The organism is Ancylobacter sp. 3268 (assembly GCF_031456575.1).
In the GTDB taxonomy this organism is placed as follows: domain Bacteria; phylum Pseudomonadota; class Alphaproteobacteria; order Rhizobiales; family Xanthobacteraceae; genus Ancylobacter.
In genome coordinates this window covers 60,760-80,875 of the sequence record NZ_JAVDUX010000020.1, presented here as the reverse complement: position 1 = coordinate 80,875, position 20,116 = coordinate 60,760, and the positions used below count along the sequence as shown (strand labels likewise).

Genomic DNA, 20,116 nt, shown 5'->3' with positions numbered 1-20,116 from the left:
ATGCGCCCGGTCGCCCAGAAGAGTCGTGCGTCAGCTTCCCCTATAGGTTGAATAACTCCAGGGGGTGGCGACCAGCGGAACGTGGTAATGGCCCTCGGGTTCGGCGATCGAAAAGCGTACCGGCACCTCGTCAAGAAAGGGGCGCTCGGGCAAGGGCAGGTCGCGCGCGGCAAAGTACGGCCCGAGATGGAACACCAGTTCATAGGTGCCGATGCGCAGCGGTGCGTCCGCGAGCAGCGGGGAACCGGTGCGTCCATCCGCATTGGTCATCCGCACGGCCAGCCTGGCACGGCCGGAGGCGCCAACCTCGTAGAGCTCGACCTTGACCCCCGCGGCCGGCCCGCCCTTGTGGGTGTCGAGCACGTGGGTGGACAGGCGCCCGGTGGTTGGCGGCGCGCCCGGCCCTTCGACACGTTCGACGAGCCGGAGACGGGTGATGAAGCCGATCTCGGCAAGCGCCGCGGCCAGTTCCTCGTCCGGCGAGTTGGCGAGCCGGGTCTCGAAGGCGGCGAGCACGGCGTCGCGGGTCTGGCGGCGTACGCAGATGACGAAGGGAAAGCCGAAACGGCTGCGATAGGCGTCGTTGAGCGCCTCGAACCGGGTGAACTCGGCATCCGACAGCCGGTCGAGCCCGAGCCCGGCCTGTTCGGAAACCGATTCGGCGGCGATGGAGCCGGCACGTGCGGCCTTGCCGGCGAGGTCGGGATGGGCGGCGATGAAGGCGATCCGCTCGCCCCGCGGGCGAGCCTCGACGGCGGCCATCAATCCCTCGTGCAGCGCGGCGAGGGTCGGGTAGGGGCGATGGGTGGCGGCGGCTTCGGCGACCCAGGGCGAGTGTTCGAAGATGCCGTCGAGCGCGGCGACGAAGCCGGGCACGTCCATGGCGTTGAGGGCGGCGAGCGTGATGGCGGCCATGGCGGTCCTCAGGCGTGTGTCGGGTAGCGGAATTGCTCGCTGGTGCGGTCGCGATCATAGATCGGCGCGCCGGCGACATAGGTGGCCCGTACCGCGCGGTCGTCGCCGAGCGTCATGAGCACGAAGACCAGTTCCTCGATGCTGCGGCAATAATCGGTGCGGAAGCCGAGCAGCGGCGTCGCCTTCGGGTCCAGCACCACGATGTCGGCCTCGTAGCCGGGGGCGAGGCGGCCGAGCCGGTCGTCGAGATGCAGCGCCCGGGCGCCGCCGAGCGTCGCGAGATAAAGCGCCTGCGCGGCACCGAGCTTGTGGCCCGTCAGCGCCGCCACCTTGTAGGCCTCGTTAAGCGATTGCAATTGAGACAGTGACGTGCCGCCGCCGACATCGGTGCCGAGCCCGACCCGGACCGGGCATCGCGGGTCCACCGCCTCGAACAGCCGGAACAGGCCGGAACCGAGGAACAGGTTGGAGGTCGGGCAATGGGCGAGGCCGGCGCCGGCCTGGTGGCAGGTGCAGAAATCGCCCTCATGCAGATGCACGGCGTGGCCGAACATCGAGCGCGGCCCCACCAGCCCGGCATGGGCGTAGACGTCGAGATAGGAGGCGCGGGCGGGGAAGAGTTCGCGCACCCACTCCACCTCGCCGGGGTTCTCGCAGAGATGTGTTTGCAAAAACAATCCGTTAGCCTCATGGAGTAGCGCCCCGGCGGCGTCGAGCTGGGCCTCGGTGCTTGTCGGGGCGAAGCGGGGGGTGACGCAGTAGTGCTGGCGCCCTCGGCCGTGCCAGCGGGCGATGAGCGCGGCGCTCTCCTCGAATCCGCGCTGGGCGGTATCGAGCAGCGGCGCCGGGGCGTTGCGGTCCATCAGCACCTTGCCGGCGATCATGCGGGTGTTGAAGCGCTCGGATTCGGCGAAGAAGGCGTCCACCGAATGGGGGTGTACCGTGCAGTAGACCATAGCCGTAGTGGTGCCGGCGCGCAGCAACTCGCGCAGGAACAGGCCGGCGACCCGCTCGGCGTGGGCGGCGTCGGCAAAGCTCATCTCGGCGGGGAAGGTGTAGGTGTCGAGCCATTCGAGCAGCTGCGCGCCATGGGCGCCGATCATCTGCAGCTGCGGATAATGCACGTGGGCGTCGATGAAGCCGGGGACGATGAGGCCGGTGCGGTGATCGATGAGATCGATGTCCGGCGAAAGTCCCGGCGCCAGATCGGCATAGGGACCGATGGCGGCGATGACGCCGTCCTCGATGACGATCAGCGCATCCTCGATATGGTCGAGGCAGTCGCCGGCCGGCAGGGCGAAGGGATCGGCCTTGAGGCTGAGGGCGGGACCGCGAAGGGCGAGGCGCGCGGTGCGCGCGGGTGCGGGGCGCGCGGATGTGGGGCGTGCGGATGTGGGGCGTGCGGATGTGGGGGGGCTGCCGGTCATGCATCCTCCGCCGGCTCGGCCGGGATCAGCGCGTAGAGCTCGTCCGCCTTGAACGGCGTGGCGCGCAGCCGCACGCCGGTGGCATCGAAGATCGCGTTGGCGAGCGCCGGGGCCACCGGATTATACGGGCTTTCGCTCATCGACTTGGCGCCGAGCGGGCCGAGCGTGTCATGGGTATCGGCAAAGAACACCTCGGTGCGCGGCACATCGGCGAAGGTGGGGATGTGATAGCCGCGAAAGGTCGGGTTGGCGACGGCGCCGGCGGCGTCGACCAGCAGGTCCTCATAGAGCGCGGCGCCGATGGCCTGGGCGACGCCGCCCTCTATTTGGCCGCGGCACTGCATCGGGTTGATGACCACGCCGGCATCGGCGGCGTGCAGCGAGCGCAGCAGGCGGATCTCGCCGGAACGACGGTGCACGCCGACCTCGAAGGCCTGGACATTGAAGGCGATCGAGCGCGGCGAGCCATCGGCGCGCCCTTCGGCCTCCAGCGGAGCCAGATCGGCGAGCGGGATGCGCGCCGCGCCGGCGACGACATGCCCGCCCTCGATGCGGCAGAGATCGGTGACGACGCCGGCGCGGGCGGCGGCCACGGCGAGGATGCGCCCGAGCAGGGCCTGCGCGGCGCGGCGGGTGGCCTCGCCGGCCACCACCGTGCCGGTGGAGCCATAGGCGCCGGTGTCATGCGCCACATGGTCGGTGTCGGACTGGCGGATGCGGATGGCGGCGCTGGTGATCCCGAGCACGGTGGCGGCGATCTGCGCGTGCACGGTGGTGGTGCCGTTGCCGAATTCGGCGGTGCCGACCTTCAGCTCGAAACCGCCATCCGGCATCAGGGCGAGATGGCTCATGCCGACATGGCCGCGCGGCGGGACGGTGTCGATCATCGACGCCGCCATGCCGCGCCCGACCAGCCAGTCCGGCCCCGGATCGGGCTTCGGCCCCGCCCGGAGCGCGGTTTCGACCCGATCCAGGCACTGGTCGAGGCCATAGGAGCCGAACTCGACATCGTGGGGATGATCGTCATAGGCGACCAGCGCGTCGCCGGGCACGATGACGTTCCGCCGCCGCAGCGCGAACGGATCGATGCCGAGCGCGTGCGCCAGCTCGTCCATCGCCGATTCCACCGCGAAGATGGTCTGGCTGAGGCCATAGCCGCGAAAGGCGCCGCTGGGCGGGGTGTTGGTGTAGACGGCATAGCCGTCCACCCGCTTATTGGCACAGCGGTAGAGGGTGAGGCACTCATTGGCGCCGTGGAACAGCACGCCGGGGCCATGATTGCCATAGGCGCCGGTATTGGACACCACGGTGAGGGCGAGGGCGGTGAGGGTGCCGTCCGCCCTGGCGCCGATCTTCACCTCGATGCTCATCGGGTGACGGCAGGTGGACGCGGCGAACTGCTCGGCGCGGGTATATTCCAGCTTCACCGGCCGGCCGGTCTTCAGCACCGCCAGCGCCACAATGTCCTCGACCAGCATTTCCTGCTTGCCGCCGAAGCCGCCGCCGACCCGCCCGGTGACGACGCGCACCTTTTCGCGCGGCAGGCCAAAGAGGTTGGCGAGGGCATCGCGGGTGAGGAAGGGCGTCTGCGAGGAGGTGCGCAGCACGAGGCGGCCCTCGCCGTCGCGCCAGCCGATGGCGCCGTGGGTCTCCAGATGCGCGTGCTGCACGCGCTGGGTGCGGTAGGTGGCGGCGAAGACGTGGTCGGCCTGCGCCAACCCTGCCGCGATGTCGCCGATCTCGCCATGCAGCTCGGCGACGATGTTGCGCCGCGCATCGGCGATGCGGGAGGAGGCTGGCTTGTCGTGCAGCACCGGCGCCCCCGGCGCCATCGCCTCGAAGGGATCGAACACCGCCGGAAGCGGCGCATAGGTGACGTCGATCAGGGCGCAGGCGGCCTCGGCCACCGCCTCGCTCTCGGCGACCACGGCGGCGACACGCTGGCCGATATGGCGGATGACCGGATCGAGCACCCGGGTGTCGTCGACGTCGTCGGTGGCGTGGTGGTGGCGGGCGGTGGAGAACAGCGCCTCGGGCGCGTCGGCATGGGTCAGCACCGCGACCACGCCGGGCAGCGCCAGCGCCGCCGCCGCGTCGATCGCCACGATCCGCGCATGGGGGTGCGGCGCCCGCAGGATCTTCATATGCGTGAGGCCGGCGAGCTCGTCCTCCGGCGCCACGTCCATGGTGTAGCCGGCGCGGCCGGTGACGATGGCCGGGCCGGCGGGGGCCGGCAGGCTGCGGCCGCAGGCGGCGCCGGGAGCGTCGGCCTCGACATGGGTGACGCCGTCGATCGCGTCGGCGATGCCGCGATAGCCGGTGCAGCGGCACAGATTGCCCTTGAGCGCGTTCGGCAGGTCGCGGCGCTGCGCCTGATCGAGGGCGGCGGCGGTCATCACCATGCCCGCCGTGCAGAAGCCGCATTGGTAGCCCTGGGCGTCGAGGAAGGCCTGCTGCATGGGATGCAGGCCGCCCTCCGGCGCCAGGCCCTCGATGGTGGTGACGCTGGCGCCCTCGGCCCGGAAGGCGGGATAGAGGCAGGAATGCACCGGCCGCCCGTCGACATGCACGGTGCAGGCGCCGCAATCCCCCGCATCGCAGCCCTTCTTGACGCCGAACCAGCCGAGCTGGCGCAGCAGCGTGCGCAGGCACTGGCCGGGGCGCGGGTCGATGGCGACGGCGGCGCCGTTGACGACGAGATTCATGCCGCTTCTCCCAGAAGTTCGGCACGGACTTCCTCGGCGAACAGATGGGTCATGTGCCGCCGCCAGTCGGGGCGGCCGTGAACGTCGTCATAATACAGCGCCGGCGGGAGTGCGGCGGCGAGCCGCCCGGCGAGGGCGGCACGGTCCGGCGGCGCCGGAAAATCCAGCCGCTGCGGCCGCCGCGTCGCCGCCGTCACCGTCAGCCGGAAGCTGCCGTCGCGGTCCAGCGTGCCGATGACGAGCACGCCGGAGCGCCCGAGCGGGGTGAGCGACGCCCGGCGGAAGGCGAAGCGGCGGGCCAGCGCGGCGGCCGGCAGCTCGATGCGGCGCAGCAATTCGCCGGGCGCCAGCGCGTTCTCGCGCGGGCCGCGCACGAAATCGAGCACGGGCAGGCGGCGCTCGCCGCCATCGCCGGCCCACAGCACGCAGCTTCCGTCGAGCGCGGCGGCAAGCGAGATCATCGGCCCCGCCGGCAGGCCGAGGCAGATATTGCCGCCGACCGTCGCCATGTTCCACACCTTGAACGAGGCGAGGAAGGCGCGGCAGCATTCGCCGATCAGCGGCGCCGCCGTCCAGCCGGCGGGCGCCTCGTAGGCATGGAGCTCGGCGATGGTGCAGGTGGCGGCGATGTCGAGCCCGGCTTCGCCGGCTGAGAGCGGCGGCCAGCGCAGCTTCGACAGATCGATGAGCCGGCGCAGTTCCGGCTGCGGCTCGGAGAACAGGAAGGTGCCGCCGCCGAGGAAGGCGTCGCCCGGCCGGGCGGAGCCGATCTCGTCGCGTGCGCGGGGGCGCAGCACCTCGGTGATGGTGTTGATGTCCATGGGCCTCCGCCGCCTCAGCTGCGGGCGATGGTGCACTCGATCTGGCCATGCGGCTCGTCGGTGGGGGTGAACACCCGCCCGTCGAAAGCGCGGCCGAACGGCGACAGATCGATGGGCAGATAGTGCTTGTTGGGGCAGGCGAAGCTGATCTCGGCGATCTCCGGCACCGCCGCCAGCACCGCCTCGCCCATCAGATAGAGCGTGTTCTGCACGCCGGGGCTGTAGGTGGTGGCGAACACCTTCAGCGCTTCGGCCAGCACGGCGGCATTGGCCTCGGGATAGGAGGCGGGCGCCTGCGCCCAGCGCCAGCTGGCCTCCATCGCGGTGGCGAACAGCCGGTCCGCCGTCGGCTTCAGCGTGGTGGCCTCGTCGAACCAGTAATCCTCCCAGCCCGATTCGGTGGTCTTGAGGAAGGTGAAGCCGGAAATCCCCGAGACGATGGTGGTGCCGGCGCGCGCGGCCGAAACCTTCACCACGGGATGGCCATTGCCGTCGAGCACATAGGCATGGTCGTGCGGGGCGCCGTCGACGGCGATGCGCACCCATCGGGTCTCGCTGGCGGTGATCTCCACCGTCTCGACATGGTCGTAGCGGTCGAGGAAATGGCGGGCGAGCACCGCGCAATAGGCCTCGTTGTCGAGGCCGACATGGTCGCGGGCGACGATGTTGACGATGTTCTTGATCGAATCGGTGGCGACGACCTTGCTGTTGTCGCCTGCGGTATAGGCGGCGTCGAAGGCGCCGGTGAGCATGCACTGCACCGTCAGCTCGCGGACCTGGTGGCGGGGGCTGTCGCGCTCGACGCGCATGATGCGCACCCGGCCCTTGCCATAGCTGTTGCGGATCAATGGCATGTCAGTCTCCCCTTCTTCAGCCCTCGGGCCGGGCGAAGCAATGCGCATGCCGCGGCCGGGCCCCTGTTCCATCGCGACGGACTGGGACGCAGATTTCGCTATTGCGGGCGCGGCGGCAATGCGCTGGCGCAAAATACCGCCGGGCGCGGTCAAGCGCCGCATGGGAGACCGCCGCTCCGCGCCATGGCGCGGGACGGCCGGGCGGCAGGGTGCCCTCGGCGGGGAGGCGGTGCTGGCGGCGTCGTGCGCCGGCGACCGTCAGGTCATCGTCCGTCAAGCTGCGTCCGTCAGGTCTCGTCCGTCAGGTCTCTGGCAAATGACGGGCGTCACCGAGAACGGGTGGTACACATCCAAGGAAAGATGCAGAGGGAGGACTATCGGCTCTTCGCAGAAGCCGGCCCCCTCCACGGAGAAACCCGTCATGACCGCCGACCCCCAGCTTTCCGCCCCCGCCCCGTTCCGCGCGCCGTTCCGTCTCGACGGGAGGGTGGCGCTGGTCACCGGCTCCGCCCGCGGGCTCGGCTTCGAGATGGCGAAGGCGCTGGCGCTGGCCGGAGCGAAGGTGACCATTAACGGGCGCGACCACGGGCGGCTCGCCGCCGCGGCGCAGGCGCTCGCCGCCGCGACCGGCTGCGAGGTGGAGGTCGCGGCCTTCGACATCGCCGATCACGCCGCGGCGTCGGCGGCGCTCGCGGCGCTGCACGCGCGTCATGGCCGGCTCGACATTCTCGTCAACAATGTCGGCGCCCGCGACCGGCGGGCCCTGGAGACCTTCACCGCGGAGGAGGCGGAGCGGCTGTTGGCCACAGATCTTCTGGCGCCGATGCTGCTGGCGCGCCAGGCCGCCGGCTACATGGCGGCGCAGGGACATGGCAGGCTCATCGCCGTCACCTCGATCGCCGGGCAGGTCGCCAATCGCCACGACCCGGTCTACACCGCCGCCAAGGCCGGATTGGCCGGGCTGATGCGGGCGCTCGCGGTGGATTATGCCCGCGACGGGGTGACCAGCAACGCCATCGCGCCCGGCATGTTCGCCACCGAGACCAATCAGGGGCTGGTGCACGATGCCGCCTTCTCCGCCTTCGTCGATGTGCGGGTGCCGATGGGGCGCTGGGGGCGGCCGCACGAGATCGGCGCGGCGGCGGTGTTCCTCGCCTCCGACGAGGCGTCCTTCGTCAACGGCCATGTCCTGACCGTCGATGGCGGCCAGACGGTGCGCATGTAGCTGCGCCTCCCGGCCCTCTCGACGCCGCGTCCCTGCCGCTCCATACAGCGGCGAGAACGACAGGGAGGAGCCGACATGGCCGGATTCAGTGACCAGCTTCGCGAGGAAAACAAAGGCAACTGGAGCGCATCGACCCATCACCGTTTCGTCGACGAGATCTTTCGCGGCGCGGTGGCGGACGATGTCATGCGCCGCTATCTCATCCAGGACTATCAGTTCGTCGACCGTTTCGTGGCGCTGATCGGCGCCGCGATCGCCACGGCCGACCGCTTTGAATCGCGGGTACGCTTCTCGCAATTCGCCGCCATGATCACCAGCGACGAGAACACCTATTTCCTGCGCGCCTTCGACGCGCTCGGCGTGCCGGAAGACCAGCGCCTGGCGCCGGTACTGACCGCGCCGACCCGCGCCTTCCGGAATTTGATGGAGGAGGCAGCGGGCGCGCGCAGCTATGCGTGCTGCCTTGCCGTGCTTTGCGTGGCCGAGTGGCTGTATCTCGACTGGGCCGACCGGCCCGGTGCGGCGCTGCCGGACGGTTTCGTGCATGCCGAGTGGATCACGCTGCACAACAATGATGGTTTTCGTGCTTTCGTAACCTGGCTGCGCCGGGAGCTCGATCGCGCCGGCGCGGCGGCGGATGAAGAAAACCGGGCGCGTGCCGCCGATCTGTTCCGTCGTGCTGTCGCCTGTGAGCGAGACTTCTTCGATCACGTCTACGCTAGTGACGTGTGAGCGGGCGGAACCAATAAAATCACGGTCGACACGCCGCAATTGATCGCGAATGCCGGATTTTTGCCAGAATTTCCGAAACTATTCCCGGCGGCTCGAAAGTGAGGCGCCACAATAGTTCGCCGGGCGCAATACATCCGCCGGCCCGCAGCGCGCGGTGCGCTGATGCAATCGCAGGCAGTGCTTTTGGGTGGGTGAATCAACTGAGGCGGGTGACGTCAGGCGAGGTCAATGACGCGCGGTTTGGAGGCTTTATTTTCGTATCGGGAAGGTTTTTGACAATTTTGCTTGTTGACCTTTCCCGCGGAGGTGTTACACCGAATCAAGACTTGTATGGAGAAGATAGATGTCGGGAACAGAAGATTCGTCGGTGGATTACCTCGGTCTTACGGCGGATGTGGTTGCCGCTTTCGTCGGTAACAATTCCGTGCCGGCGTCGGAGTTGCCTGATCTGATTTCGAAGGTGCACACGGCACTGCTTCGCCTGAACACGCCCGCCCCGGTGGTAGTGGAAGAAGTTCTGAAGCCTGCCATCCCGGTGAAGAAGTCGGTGACGCCGGAGTTCATCGTGTGCTTGGAGGACGGGCTGAAGTTCAAGTCGCTCAAGCGTCATCTGCGCACGAAGTACAATATGACTCCGGAAGAGTACCGCGCTAAGTGGGGTCTGCCGAACGACTATCCGATGGTTGCACCGAGCTATGCCGAGGCGCGCTCCAACCTCGCCAAGAAGATGGGCCTCGGCCAGCAGCGCAAGAAGCCGGCGCCGGTCGCTCCCGCCAAGCCCCGCGGCCGTAGCCGCAAGGCGGCGGCCTGAACGCCAGACATCACGCGCCACGGCCATCGGTCGTGGCGTGAGGCGGCGACATCACACGACCGGGCCGGTGGCCCGGTCGTTTTCGTTTCTGCCGCTGCTTTCGGGCGCCAGCTTCCTGCCGGTCCGGCCGCGCAGGCAGGGGCTTCACGTCGTCGGTTTCACATGCTGGGCTTCACATGCTCGGGCTTTACGTGCTCGGGCCGGAAGCCGAGGCCGATCAGCCGGCCGGCGAGATGCGCGAGCACGGGCCAGCGGGCAATGGCCTTCAGGAAGCCGGGCGGCCCGCTGCGGCTGGCGCTGCGCGGCTTGTCGGGATTGCGGCGCATCATCAGCTGGAGCTTCTGGGTCGCCCAGGTGGGAAAGCGGCGCCGCGCCTCCACCGCCGCGAGATCGGCATTGCCGAGCCGGCCGGCCCGCAGCGGCGCGATGAGGCGGTTGGCGGCGGCCACCGCGTCCTGGATGGCAAGGTTCACGCCGACCCCGCCGATCGGCGACATCGCATGCGCGGCGTCGCCGATGCAGATCAGGCCCGGCCGCCACCAGCGCGCCAGCCGGTCGATGCGCACGCTGAGCAGGTGGATGTCGTCCCAGGATGTGATCTCGCCGACCCGCTCCGCCGGCAGCGGCGAGACGGCGGCGACGGCGGCGCGGAAGGCATCGAGCCCCAGCGCCTGCACATCGGCATAGCTGCCCTTTCGTACCACATAGCCGCATTGCCAATGCTCGCCACGGTCGATGAGCACGAAGCCCTGCCGCGGTCCGGCATGAGCCATGGTCGGGCTCGGATCGCCCGGCCGATGCGACAGCTTGAACCACAGGACATCGCTCGGACTGCCGAACTGCGTGACGTGCAGCCCCGCCAGCGCGCGCACCCGCGAGCCGCGTCCATCGGCGCCGACGGTGAGCGCGGCACGGATCGGCATCTCGCCTTCCGGGGTACGGATGACGAGCCCGCCAATGCGGCCGGCTTCCTCGATCAGCGCCGTCACCTCGGCGTTCATGATCAGCCGGAAGCCGGGAAAGCGGGCGGCCTCGCGGGCCAGAAAAGCCAGGAAATCCCATTGCGGCATGAAGGCGATGAAGCGGGCCCGCACCGGCAGCCGCGAGAAATCGGCAAGGGTGACGTCGGCCCCGCCGATCTCGGCATGCAAGGTCGGCGCCCGAGTGTGCGGCAGCTGGAGCAGCGCCTCGGCGAGGCCGAGCTCGTGCATCACCTCCAGCGTCGAGGGATGGATGGTGTCGCCGCGAAAGTCGCGCAGGAAATCGGCGTGCTTCTCGACCAAGGTGACCCTCAGCCCGGCACGCGCCAGAAGCAGCGCCAGCATGAGGCCGGCCGGTCCGGCGCCGGCAATGACGCAATCGAGGTTTGGTACCCCGTCGAGGTCTTGCACGCCGCCGGGATCATGGTCGTTTCGATGGAGAGTAGGCACGATGGCAGCTTTCTCGCGATCGGACGGGTCGCCCGAAGATATGAGCCTCGCACAGTAAGCATAAACATCGGCACGTGCATTGGCAGCCGCCGCGCTCATGTCTACACATATGGGCGAGGGGGCCACGCCGGCGGGGCGCGGCAAAGGGAGTGGCTGCCGGAGTGACCGTTTCCGCCAAAACCGTGCCGCCGGCCGAGCCGACCACGCTGCACCAGCGCATCCGCGCCGATCTCGAGGGGAAGATCCTCTCCGGGGAGTGGAAGCCGGGCCACCGCATTCCGTTCGAGCACGAGTTGATGGCGCAGTATGGCTGCGCCCGGATGACGGTGAACAAGGTGATCGCCGGGCTGGTGGCCGCCGGGCTCATCGAGCGGCGGCGGCGGGCCGGCTCCTTCGTCATCCAGCCGCGCATCCAGTCGGCGGTGCTGGAGATCCCCGACCTCGCCAACGAGATCGCCGCGCGCGGCGAGGCTTATGGCTACCGGCTGCTGTCGCGCCGGCTGCGGGTGGCGGGCGGTGCCGACCCCGCCGAGAGCGGCATGGCGACCGGCGAGGGCGTGGTGGAGCTGCGCTGCCTGCACCTCTCCAATGGACGGCCCTTCGCGGTGGAGGATCGGCTGATCGCGCTTGCCGTGGTGCCGGAGGCGGCGTCGGTGGATTTCTCGCGGACCGCGCCGGGTTCCTGGCTGCTGGGCCATGTGCCATGGACGGCGGCCGAGCACCGCATCTCGGCCTTGGCCGCGGGGGCGCGCGAGGCGCGCGACCTCGACGTGACCAAGGGCGCGCCATGCCTGTGCCTGGAGCGGCGCACCTTCCGCGCCGAGCAGACCATCACCTATGCCCGCCAGCTGTTCCGCGGCGATGCCTATAATCTCGTCGCCCACTTCTCGCCGAAGGGGTGAGGCGGGATCAGGGTGTCGCCGAAACGCCGAGTTCGTCCAGCGAGAAGGCGATCCCACGCACCGTGCCGCGGCCGGTGACGATGGTGTCGATCCGCCGGGCGACGGCTGGCTGCGGGGCGCCCGACCTTTGCCCGGCGAAGAGGGCCCCCACCGCCGCGATCCGTTCCGGCTCGCCAGTGGGCGGCGCCGGATCGAGGGCGGCGAACTGGGTGAGCGCCCGCCGCACCGAGCCCGGGCCGGCCTGCACCAGGCGGTCGAAGACGAGCAGGCGGCCGCGCTCGCTCGCAAGGCCGAATGCACGGGCGAACTCGGCCGCTTGCCTGTAGGCGTCGAGCACCCGCTGCTGGTAAGCAATGCGGAACTCCGGCAGGGCCATCAGCTGGCGGCCGGCGCGGGCGAGGTCGTCGCCGCCGACGTCGTTGAAGCCGTTGGCAAGCGCGCGCAAGGGCTTGGCATCCTCGCCCAGCAGCGTGTCCAGCCGGCGTGTGGTGCCATCGTCGAGTGCGGCGATCATCTCGCCGAGCCAGCCCGGTATCGAGGCTCCGACGCACCCGACCGAGAGGCTTCGGCCGAAGCCGCGCACCGCTCGTTCCACCGAAACCCGGCGGCCGCAATCGGTGGTACCGGTTTCGAACAGCCCGACAATGGCGAGCGCGCGGTCGAATTCCGGCAAGCTGCCGGAGGCCGGCGGCGCCGCGCCGGGATCGGCAACGGCGCGTGCGGCCCGCGCCGACAGCAGCAGGCCGGCGCTCGGCTCGCCGGCGGCCGGTGCCGGCGGTTCGCCGCCACCGTCGGACGAGGCGCCGCGCCGCAGGGTCAGCTCCACCAGCCCATCCGCCTCGCTCTTGCGGCCCAGCATATAGACCGAGCCGCCCTCCACCGCGAGCAGCTTCTCGGCGGCGCCGGCTTTCAGCCCCGGCCCCTGCCAGCCAAGCGTGTAGAGCATCCGCGCCGGCACCGTCAGCCGGGCGTCCTCGCCCTTACGCGCCTGCGCCACCGCGACGGCGCGGTTGGCGTTCGCCGGATCGGCGGCGAAGACGTCGGCGGCGAGGTCGACGCCCGGCTCGATGCGGACGGTCATCACCGCCTGGTCGGTGAAATAGGGGGCGAGGCTCGGCGCTACCCAGGTTTTGGCGAAGGACAGGATCTTATCGGCATTGCCGACGACCAGGGCGACGGCGGCGATGACGCTGCCGAGCCCGACAAGCCAATTCCTCATGCCCCCGTTTTTCATGCCCCGCGCCGCCCCGCCCCGCGCCGCCCCGCCTCGTCCCGGCTCGTGGCACGGCCGGCGGCCGGCCGCGCCCGCGCCGACGGATCATGCCACCGAAGCGGCGGCAGCGACAGCGGTCAACGAGGCGGGCGCCCCCGCGGCACCACCGCCCTCAGCCCAATATGCCCGGCAGGTCGAGCTGGTGCTCGCGGGCGCAGTCGAGCGCGATGTCGTAGCCGGCATCGGCATGGCGCATGACCCCGGTGGCGGGGTCGTTCCACAGCACGCGGGCGAGGCGGGCATCGGCCTCCGCCGTGCCGTCGCAGCAGATCACCATGCCGGCATGCTGGGAGAACCCCATGCCGACGCCGCCGCCATGATGCAGTGACACCCAGGTGGCGCCCGACGCGGTGTTGAGCAGGGCGTTGAGCAGCGGCCAGTCGGACACCGCGTCCGAGCCGTCCTGCATCGCTTCGGTCTCGCGGTTGGGCGAGGCGACCGAACCGGAATCGAGATGGTCGCGGCCGATAACGATGGGGGCCTTGAGTTCGCCTGTCCGCACCATCTCGTTGAAGGCCAGGCCGAGCCGGTGGCGGTCGCCGAGGCCGACCCAGCAGATGCGCGCCGGCAGGCCCTGGAACTGGATGCGCTCGGCCGCCATGTCCAGCCAGTTGTGCAGGTGCGGATTGTCGGGGATCAGCTCCTTCACCTTGGCGTCGGTCCGGGCGATGTCCTCCGGGTCGCCGGACAGCGCCGCCCAGCGGAACGGGCCGATGCCGCGGCAGAACAGCGGGCGGATATAGGCCGGCACGAAGCCGGGGAAATCGAAGGCGTTGGCGACGCCTTCCTCCAGCGCCATCTGGCGGATGTTGTTGCCGTAGTCGACGGTGGGGATGCCCTGATGGAAGAAGTCGAGCATTGCCGTGACGTGCACCGCCATCGAGGCCTTGGCCGCCTTCGCCACCCCGGCGGGATCGGAGAGCTTGCGATCCTCCCACTGTCCCAGCGTCCAGCCGGCCGGCAAATAGCCGTTGACCGGGTCATGGGCCGAGGTCTGGTCGGTCACCGCATCCGGCCGGATGCCGCGCCTGACCAGTTCCGGCAGCACCTCGGCGGTGTTGCCGAGAAGGCCGACCGAGAGCGGCTTGCCCTCGGCGCAGGAGCGCTCAATCATCAGCAGCGCCTCGTCGAGGCTGGTGGTCGAGGTGTCGAGATAGCCGGTGCGCAGCCGGAACTCGATGGAGGAGGGCCGGCATTCCACCGCGAGGCAACTCGCCCCCGCCATGGTGGCGGCGAGCGGTTGCGCCCCGCCCATGCCCCCCAAGCCGCCGGTGAGGATCCATTTGCCCTTCAGCGAGCCGCCGAAATGCTGGCGGCCCATCTCGACGAAGGTCTCGTAGGTGCCCTGCACGATGCCCTGGGCGCCGATATAGATCCACGAGCCGGCCGTCATCTGGCCGTACATCATCAGGCCCTTCTTATCGAGCTCGTTGAAGTGCTCCCAGGTCGCCCAGCGCGGCACGAGGTTGGAATTGGCGATCAGCACCCGCGGCGCGTCCCTGTGGGTGCGGAACACCCCGACCGGCTTGCCGGACTGCACCAGCAGGGTCTGGTCCTCCTCCAGCCGGCGCAGTGTGGCGACGATGCGGTCGAAGCTCTCCCAGTCGCGCGCCGCCCGGCCGATGCCGCCATAGACCACCAGTTCGCCCGGCTTCTCGGCGACATCGGGATCGAGATTGTTCATCAGCATGCGCAGCGGCGCCTCGGTGAGCCAGCTCTTCGCCGTGAGCTCGGTGCCGCGGGCGGCGCGGATGGTGCGGGAATTGTCGATACGGGTCATGGACGGGCTCCCTCAGAGCGGGCGAAGGCGAGGCACGCCTCGAAGATGGCGACGAGCGCGGAACGGACGGGGGCAGCGTAGGCGGGATCATAGGGCGCCGGCCAGTTGTCCGGGCCGACGGGGCCGAGCGGCTCGGGCATGTAGGCGCGGCAGGCGAGTTCCATCTGCACCGCATGCACGCCGCGTTCCGGCGCGCCGTAATGGCGGGTGATGTAGCCGCCCTTGAAGCGGCCATTGCTGACGCGCGAGAAGGCGGTGGCGTCGCAGATCGCCTCGATGGCGGCCTGCAACTCCGCTGCGCAGCTGGCGCCGGAATTGGTGCCGAGGTTGAAGTCCGGCAGCGTGCCCGGAAACAGGCGGGGGATCACCGAGCGGATCGAGTGGCAGTCATACAGCACCACCGTGCCGTGGGTGGCGCGGGCATGCTCGATCTCCGCCGACAGGGCGGCGTGATAAGGATCGAAATAGGCCGCGCGGCGGGCGGCAACGTCCGGGTCCTTGCCGTCCCTGTAGAGCGGTTCGCCGTCGAAGCTGGTGGTCGGGCACAGCTCGGTGGTCGCCTGTCCGGGATAGAGCGAGACGCCGGACGGATCGCGGTTGACGTCGACGGCGGTGCGGGAAATCGAGGTGCGCACCACGCTGGCGCCCATGCCGGCGGCGAAATCGTAGAGCTGTTCGATCCACCAGTCGCAATCCTTGCGGGCGAGCCAGGGCGAGACGAGGTCGGGCGCGATGTCGTCGGGAATGTCGGTGCCGGTGTGCGGCAGCGACACCACCAGCGGCGCAGTACCGCGATGGACGGAGAGGAAATCGGGGCGGTCAGTCATGGGCGTTGATTTCCGCAAGGATGCCGGGGCTCCCTCTCCCCGCACCGAACTCGGCTGTTGCCGAGTTCGGCATTCGGCATGGCCAACATCGGAGACATCCGATGTTGGCGGAGAGGGCTGGGCTGAGGGGGCTTCCCGGCCCCCCGATGTCGTCCCCTCTCACCCGGCGCTGCGCGCCGACCTCTCCCCCACGGGGAGAGGTAAGCCAAGGCGTCCGTCATCACTCTGTCTCCCCGCTGATCGCCGGCAGCACGCCGCCCACCAGCGCGGCGATGACGCCGGAGCGGATGAGCGCGTTGGCCGCTTCCATGTCGGGGGCGAAATAGCGGTCGTCATCGAGATGCGGCACCTGTGCGCGGATGGCGGCGCGTACCTTCTCCAGCACCGGCGAGGAGGCGAGCGGGGCGTGGAAATCGCAGCCCTGCGCACTCGCCAGCAACTCGATGCCGATCACCGCCACGGCGTTCTCCACCATGCCCAGCAAGCGGCGGGCGCCGTGGGCGGCCATGGAGACATGGTCCTCCTGGTTGGCGGAAGTCGGGATGGAATCGACGCTGGCCGGATAGGCCTTCTGCTTGTTCTCCGAGACCAGCGCGGCGGCGGTGACCTGCGGGATCATGAAACCGGAATTGAGCCCAGGCTTGGGGGTGAGGAAGGCCGGCATGCCCGACAGCGCCGGGTCGACCAGCATGGCGATGCGCCGCTCGGCCAGCGAGCCGATTTCGCAGACGGCCAATGCGATCATATCGGCGGCAAAGGCTACCGGCTCGGCGTGGAAATTGCCGCCCGACAGCGCGACGCCGTCCTCGGCGAAGATCAGAGGATTGTCGGAGACGCCGTTGGCCTCGGTCTCCAGCGTGGTCGCGGCCTGTCTGAGCACGTCGAGCGCCGCGCCCATCACCTGCGGCTGGCAGCGCAGGCAATAGGGATCCTGCACCCGCTCGTCGCCGACGAGATGCGAGGCGCGGATCGCCGAGCCGGCCATCAGCCGGCGCAGCGCCTCGGCGGTCTCGATCTGGCCCTTGTGCTTGCGCAGCGCGTGGATGCGCGGATCGAACGGCGCATCCGAGCCGCGCGCGGCATCGGTGGACAGCGCGCCGGTGACGAGGGCCGAGCGGTAGAGGTTTTCCGCCTCGAACAGGCCGGCCAGCGCATTGGCGGTGGAGAACTGCGTGCCGTTGAGGAGGGCGAGGCCTTCCTTGGGGCCCAGCTCGACGGGCGCGAGCCCGGCATCGGCCAAGGCGGTGGCGGCCGGCAGCCGGGTGCCGTCGACGAAGATCTCGCCGACGCCGATCATGGTGGTGGTCATGTGCGACAGCGGCGCGAGGTCGCCGGAGGCGCCGACCGAGCCCTGGCAGGGCACCACCGGGGTGAGGCCCTTCTGCAGCATGGCTTCGAGCAGCTTGAGTGTCGCCGGCTGGATGCCGGAGGCGCCCTGGGCGAGGCTGGCGAGCTTCAAGGCCATCATCAGCCGGGCGACCGGCACCGGCATCGGCGCACCGACGCCGGCGGCATGCGATAGCACGATGTTGCGCTGGAGCGTGGCGAGGTCGGCATCGCCGATCTTCACCGTCGCCAGCTTTCCGAAACCGGTATTGATGCCGTAGACGGGTTCCCCTTTCGCCAGGATGTCGGCCACCGCCCTGGCCGAGCGTTCCACCGCCGGCAGGCAGGCGGAATCGAGCCGGGCGCTGGCGCCGCGATAGATGGCGCGCCACTCCGCGAGGGAGACGGCGCCGGGCTTCAGGACGATCTCGGTCATTTTCCCCTCCACACCCGCGCATGCAGCGGGTTGAACCCCATGCGGTAGACCAGCTCGGCCGGGCGCTCGATGTCCCAGATGGCGAGGTCGCACTGTTTGCCGGCTTCCAGCGTGCCAATGTCGTCGAGACGCCCGAGCGCGCGGGCGGCCTCGCGGGTGACGCCGGCGAGGCACTCGTCCACCGTCAGGCGGAACAGCGTCGCGCCCATGTTCATGGTGAGCAAGAGCGAGGTGAGCGGCGAGGTGCCGGGATTGCAATCGGTGGCCAGCGCGATCTTCGTGCCATGCGCGCGGAAAAGATCGACCGGCGGCAGCTTGGTTTCGCGGATGAAGTAGAAGGCGCCCGGCAGCAGCACCGCCACCGTGCCGGCCCGCGCCATGGCGGCGGCGCCGTCGGCGTCGGTGTGCTCGAGATGGTCGGCGGACAGCGCGCCGAATTCGGCGGCCAATTTGGCGCCGTGCAGGTTGGAGAGCTGGTCGGCATGCAGCTTCACCGGCAGGCCGAGGGCGCGGGAGGCGGCGAACAGGTGGGCGACCTCGTCGGGCGGGAAGGCGATGCCCTCGCAGAAGGCGTCCACCGCATCGGCGAGCTTCTCGGCGGCGATGCGCGGCAAGAGGGCGATGACCTGATCGATATAGCCGGCCTTGTCGCCGTTCGCCTCCGGCGGTAGGGCGTGGGCGCCGAGATAGGTGGCGGCGACCGACACCGGGCGCGCCTTGCCGAGCGCGCGGGCGGCGCGCAGGCTCTTCAGCTCCGCCTCGTCGGAAAGACCGTAGCCGGACTTGATCTCGATGGTGGTGACGCCCTCGGCGATCAGCGCGTCGAGGCGCGGCAGGGCGGCGGCGACGAGGTCCTCTTCGCTGGCGGCCCGGGTGGCCTTCATGGTGGAGACGATGCCGCCGCCGGCGCGGGCGATCTCCTCATAGGAGGCGCCGGCGAGCCGCAATTCGAACTCATGCGCGCGGTCGCCGCCGAAGACGAGATGGGTGTGGCAATCTATCAGGCCGGGGGTGATCCAGCGGCCCTCGACGTCGAGGGTTTCCTCCGCCTCCAAGGCGGGAGCCTCGGTGGCCGGACCGGCATAGACAATGCGGCCATCGGCGGCGGCGATCAGGCCGTCCTCGACGATGCCGAGCCCCGGCCGGGCCTCGTCGAGGGTGGCGAGGCGGGCACCGCGCCAGATACGCTCGCATCTCATGTCCGGGCTCCCGGCAAAGTCGTTGGCAACGGCCTTAATATGTATATACATAAATACAGCGAAGGCGGCTTGTCCATATCGAATCGGCGAAAGGCGGCGGCGATGACTGTGTTGTGGTGCGGCAGTGTGCTGCTTTCCAAGGGCTGGATGCGCGATGTGCGTCTCAGCCTAGCCGATGGACGCATCGTCGGCATCGCCGCCGGCGTGGCGCCGCAGCCCGGCGACGAACGCCATGCGGTGGTGATTCCCGGCCTGCACAACCTGCACAGCCATGCCTTCCAGCGGGCGATGGCGGGACTCACCGAGGTGCGCGGCCCGGCGGGCGACAGCTTCTGGACCTGGCGCGACCAGATGTACCGTGCCGTCGACCGGCTCGACCCGGACGATGTCGAGGCGATCGCCGCTCTCGCCTATGTCGAGATGCTGGAGGCCGGCTTCACCCGTGTCGGCGAATTCCACTACCTGCATCACGACCGCGACGGCATGCCCTATGCCGATATCGGCGAGCTCTCGCACCGTATCGCCGCCGCGGCGTCGGTCACCGGCATCGGGCTGACCCTGCTGCCGGTGTTCTATGCGCATGGCGGCTTCGGCGGGCAGGCGCCCGGGCACGGCCAGCGGCGCTTCCTGAACGATGTCGAGCGCTTCGGCCGGCTGATGGAAAGCGCCGCAAGGGCGGTGGCGCCGCTGCCCGGCGCGGTGCTCGGCCTCGCGCCGCACAGCCTGCGCGCCGCGACGGCGCAGGAGATCGCCGCCATCCTGCCGCTGACCGCCGGGCCGGTCCACATCCATGTCGCCGAGCAGGTGAAGGAGGTCGAGGATTGCCTCGCCTTCTCCGGCACGCGGCCGGTGGATTATCTCTACGACAACGCCCCCGTGGACGGGCGCTGGTGCCTGATCCACGCCACCCACATGACCGAGGCGGAGACCGCGCGGCTGGCGGCGAGCGGCGCGGTGGCCGGCCTGTGCCCGATCACCGAGGCCAATCTGGGCGACGGCATCTTCCCCGGCGGCCGCTTCGCCGAGCTGGGCGGGCGCTATGGCGTCGGCTCGGATTCCAATGTGCGCATCGATGCGGCGGAGGAGCTGCGGCTGCTGGAATATTCCCAGCGGCTCAGCCAGCGGGCGCGTAATGTGATGGCGCTGGCGCCGGGCGCCTCGACCGGGCGTCGGTTGTTCGATGCTGCGCTTTCCGGCGGCGCACAGGCGCTGGGGGCGCAGGCGGGGATCGCCGTGGGGCGGCCGGCCGACCTCGTCAGCTTTGACGCCGGCACGCCGTCGCTGCACGGCAAGACGGGCGATGCGCTCATCGACGGCTGGATTTTTGCCGGCGGCGCGCCGGTCGATGCGGTGTGGCGGGGCGGGGTGAAGCTGGTGGAACGCGGCCGCCACCATGCCCGCGAGGCGGCCGAGGCCGGCTATCGGCGGGTGCTGGACAAGCTGGCCCACTGAT

Annotated in this window: 16 protein-coding genes; 5 read left to right on the top strand and 11 right to left on the bottom strand. The window is 69.9% G+C overall.

The genetic code is table 11. From position 1 onward, the window contains the following. Window positions 1–30: 30 nt before the first annotated feature. The 5 genes from uraD to pucL are packed head-to-tail and all read right to left on the bottom strand — an operon-like array spanning window position 31 to window position 6,722. A complete protein-coding gene (uraD, locus tag J2X65_RS23250; RefSeq protein ID WP_310206592.1) occupies window positions 31–915 on the bottom strand; it encodes a 2-oxo-4-hydroxy-4-carboxy-5-ureidoimidazoline decarboxylase in 885 nt (294 codons plus the stop codon). An 8-nt stretch (window positions 916–923) separates the two neighbouring features. Continuing rightward, window positions 924–2,342 (bottom strand): guanine deaminase, encoded by a 1,419-nt coding sequence (guaD, locus tag J2X65_RS23245; RefSeq protein WP_310206589.1) that lies wholly within the window; start codon window positions 2,340–2,342, stop codon window positions 924–926. Next, entirely contained in the window at window positions 2,339–5,047 is a 2,709-nt protein-coding gene (locus tag J2X65_RS23240) for a molybdopterin cofactor-binding domain-containing protein (protein WP_310206586.1), read from the bottom strand. The genes guaD and J2X65_RS23240 overlap by 4 nt, the downstream gene beginning before the upstream one ends. Continuing rightward, on the bottom strand, window positions 5,044–5,868 hold the full coding sequence (locus J2X65_RS23235; protein ID WP_310206583.1) for an FAD binding domain-containing protein: 825 nt from the start codon (window positions 5,866–5,868) through the stop codon (window positions 5,044–5,046). Before J2X65_RS23235 ends, J2X65_RS23240 begins: the two co-directional genes overlap by 4 nt. Before the next feature lie 14 nt (window positions 5,869–5,882). Next, entirely contained in the window at window positions 5,883–6,722 is an 840-nt protein-coding gene (pucL, locus tag J2X65_RS23230; protein WP_310206580.1) for a factor-independent urate hydroxylase, read from the bottom strand. Between the two features lie 421 nt (window positions 6,723–7,143). Here pucL and J2X65_RS23225 point away from each other — a divergent pair, with 421 nt between their 5' ends. The 3 genes from J2X65_RS23225 (at window position 7,144) to J2X65_RS23215 (ending at window position 9,490) form a co-directional block, all read left to right on the top strand. Then, a complete protein-coding gene (locus J2X65_RS23225) occupies window positions 7,144–7,947 on the top strand; it encodes an SDR family oxidoreductase (RefSeq protein WP_310206577.1) in 804 nt (267 codons plus the stop codon). A gap of 75 nt (window positions 7,948–8,022) precedes the next feature. Continuing rightward, on the top strand, window positions 8,023–8,679 hold the full coding sequence (locus J2X65_RS23220) for a TenA family protein (protein WP_310206574.1): 657 nt from the start codon (window positions 8,023–8,025) through the stop codon (window positions 8,677–8,679). A 343-nt stretch (window positions 8,680–9,022) separates the two neighbouring features. After that, window positions 9,023–9,490: a MucR family transcriptional regulator gene (locus tag J2X65_RS23215; RefSeq protein ID WP_213366999.1), complete on the top strand. Its 468-nt coding sequence runs from the start codon at window positions 9,023–9,025 to the stop codon at window positions 9,488–9,490. Window positions 9,491–9,648: 158 nt separating this feature from the next. On the opposite strand, the gene J2X65_RS23210 is transcribed toward J2X65_RS23215, so the two are convergent. Then, entirely contained in the window at window positions 9,649–10,881 is a 1,233-nt protein-coding gene (locus J2X65_RS23210) for an FAD-dependent oxidoreductase (protein ID WP_310206658.1), read from the bottom strand. A 200-nt stretch (window positions 10,882–11,081) separates the two neighbouring features. Between J2X65_RS23210 and hutC the strand changes: the two genes are divergently transcribed. Beyond that, entirely contained in the window at window positions 11,082–11,822 is a 741-nt protein-coding gene (gene hutC, locus J2X65_RS23205) for a histidine utilization repressor (protein WP_310206569.1), read from the top strand. A gap of 7 nt (window positions 11,823–11,829) precedes the next feature. On the opposite strand, the gene J2X65_RS23200 is transcribed toward hutC, so the two are convergent. The 5 genes from J2X65_RS23200 to hutI form a co-directional block, all read right to left on the bottom strand. Further along, entirely contained in the window at window positions 11,830–13,041 is a 1,212-nt protein-coding gene (locus J2X65_RS23200; RefSeq protein ID WP_310206566.1) for a hypothetical protein, read from the bottom strand. A 166-nt stretch (window positions 13,042–13,207) separates the two neighbouring features. Further along, on the bottom strand, window positions 13,208–14,875 hold the full coding sequence (hutU, locus tag J2X65_RS23195; RefSeq protein WP_310206563.1) for a urocanate hydratase: 1,668 nt from the start codon (window positions 14,873–14,875) through the stop codon (window positions 13,208–13,210). Next, window positions 14,872–15,702: an N-formylglutamate deformylase gene (gene hutG, locus J2X65_RS23190; protein WP_310206561.1), complete on the bottom strand. Its 831-nt coding sequence runs from the start codon at window positions 15,700–15,702 to the stop codon at window positions 14,872–14,874. The genes hutU and hutG overlap by 4 nt, the downstream gene beginning before the upstream one ends. A gap of 220 nt (window positions 15,703–15,922) precedes the next feature. Then, entirely contained in the window at window positions 15,923–17,464 is a 1,542-nt protein-coding gene (gene hutH, locus J2X65_RS23185) for a histidine ammonia-lyase (RefSeq protein ID WP_310206559.1), read from the bottom strand. Next, window positions 17,461–18,663, bottom strand: a complete 1,203-nt coding sequence (gene hutI, locus J2X65_RS23180) for an imidazolonepropionase (protein ID WP_310206554.1) — start codon at window positions 18,661–18,663, stop codon at window positions 17,461–17,463. The genes hutH and hutI overlap by 4 nt, the downstream gene beginning before the upstream one ends. A gap of 102 nt (window positions 18,664–18,765) precedes the next feature. On the opposite strand from hutI, the gene J2X65_RS23175 reads away from it, so the two are divergent. Then, window positions 18,766–20,115 carry a formimidoylglutamate deiminase gene (locus J2X65_RS23175; protein WP_310206551.1) on the top strand — a complete coding sequence of 450 codons (1,350 nt, stop codon included), beginning with the start codon at window positions 18,766–18,768 and terminating at the stop codon, window positions 20,113–20,115. Window position 20,116 lies beyond the last annotated feature (1 nt).

Bases quoted from the DNA above. Each gene is read 5' to 3' on its own strand.
- J2X65_RS23175 (WP_310206551.1), top strand. From the start codon at position 18,766: ATGACTGTGTTGTGGTGCGGCAGTGTGCTGCTTTCCAAGGGCTGGATG.
- J2X65_RS23225 (WP_310206577.1), top strand. From the start codon at position 7,144: ATGACCGCCGACCCCCAGCTTTCCGCCCCCGCCCCGTTCCGCGCGCCG.
- guaD (WP_310206589.1), bottom strand. From the start codon at position 2,342: ATGACCGGCAGCCCCCCCACATCCGCACGCCCCACATCCGCACGCCCC.
- pucL (WP_310206580.1), bottom strand. From the start codon at position 6,722: ATGCCATTGATCCGCAACAGCTATGGCAAGGGCCGGGTGCGCATCATG.
- J2X65_RS23235 (WP_310206583.1), bottom strand. From the start codon at position 5,868: ATGGACATCAACACCATCACCGAGGTGCTGCGCCCCCGCGCACGCGAC.
- hutH (WP_310206559.1), bottom strand. From the start codon at position 17,464: ATGACCGAGATCGTCCTGAAGCCCGGCGCCGTCTCCCTCGCGGAGTGG.
- hutI (WP_310206554.1), bottom strand. From the start codon at position 18,663: ATGAGATGCGAGCGTATCTGGCGCGGTGCCCGCCTCGCCACCCTCGAC.
- J2X65_RS23240 (WP_310206586.1), bottom strand. From the start codon at position 5,047: ATGAATCTCGTCGTCAACGGCGCCGCCGTCGCCATCGACCCGCGCCCC.
- hutU (WP_310206563.1), bottom strand. From the start codon at position 14,875: ATGACCCGTATCGACAATTCCCGCACCATCCGCGCCGCCCGCGGCACC.
- J2X65_RS23220 (WP_310206574.1), top strand. From the start codon at position 8,023: ATGGCCGGATTCAGTGACCAGCTTCGCGAGGAAAACAAAGGCAACTGG.
- J2X65_RS23200 (WP_310206566.1), bottom strand. From the start codon at position 13,041: ATGAGGAATTGGCTTGTCGGGCTCGGCAGCGTCATCGCCGCCGTCGCC.
- hutG (WP_310206561.1), bottom strand. From the start codon at position 15,702: ATGACTGACCGCCCCGATTTCCTCTCCGTCCATCGCGGTACTGCGCCG.
- uraD (WP_310206592.1), bottom strand. From the start codon at position 915: ATGGCCGCCATCACGCTCGCCGCCCTCAACGCCATGGACGTGCCCGGC.
- J2X65_RS23215 (WP_213366999.1), top strand. From the start codon at position 9,023: ATGTCGGGAACAGAAGATTCGTCGGTGGATTACCTCGGTCTTACGGCG.